At 41.2% G+C, this 987-nt stretch carries 1 protein-coding gene; it reads left to right on the forward strand.

The genetic code is table 11. The features are described from left to right. Positions 1–804, forward strand: an 804-nt coding sequence (locus tag ABWV72_RS21140) for a transposase (RefSeq protein ID WP_353372952.1), incomplete at its 5' end; no start/stop codon positions are given. Between the last annotated feature and the right edge of the window lie 183 nt (positions 805–987).

Here is a 987-nt window from a genome sequence, read left to right on the forward strand (position 1 = left end):
ATTGATGTGTGTGCTTATGCTGTCATGAGTAATCACACACATATTGTAGTCTGTGTTGATAAAGAAGCAGCCGATAACTGGTCGTTAAAAGAAGTGGCTTATCGTTGGCATCAATTACATAAAGGCACATTACTTACCCAACGATTTTTGCGTGACGAATCACTGAGTCAAAGTGAGCAAATCACATTGAATGAAACGATTAATATTTATCGTCAACGTTTGTACGACATTAGTTGGTTCATGCGCAGTCTGAATGAATACATAGCCCGCGAGGCGAATAAAGAAGATGACTGCACAGGTCGATTTTGGGAGGGACGGTTTAAATCTCAAGCATTATTAGATGAGTCGGCCGTGCTAGCTTGCATGGCCTACGTGGATTTAAATCCAATTCGAGCCAAAATCGAAAAAACGCCAGAAACCTCAAAACACACCAGTATCCAAAAGCGTATCCAGGCCTGTATTAAAGGAGAGCAACCCAAAAACTTGATGGGGTTTGTGGGTAACCATAGACAAGGTATGCCTAGAGGCATTGCCTTCTCTCTCATAGATTACTGTGAATTAGTCGATTGCACAGGCAGAAGTATTCGAGAAGATAAAGCCGGTTACATCGAACACCAGCATAGCCCTATTTTAGAACGCCTTGGCCTTAATTCAGAGCAATGGATAACGCTTACCACAGAGTTTGAACAGCACTTTCATACAGCGGTAGGCAGTGAGCATATGATGCAACAATTTAAACAACATACCGGCCATCAACGAATACGAGGGATAACAAAGGCCAAAGCATTATTACAACAAGCCTAAACAATTTAGCAGCCAAATTTGTTTTAATCCTCCTACTCGATGGACGATTCTTGCTGTCTGTAATATGAATTAAATCAGAGATATAGCTACATAAAGCCACAACAATTCCAAACTTCCCCCCACTTTCTTATCAAAGCCCAAAAGCGCCATATTCACATCACTTTTTCGCTCTGAATTGGTTTG

Source organism: Aliiglaciecola sp. NS0011-25 (assembly GCF_040370605.1).
Taxonomy (GTDB): Bacteria; Pseudomonadota; Gammaproteobacteria; order Enterobacterales; family Alteromonadaceae; genus Aliiglaciecola; species Aliiglaciecola lipolytica_A.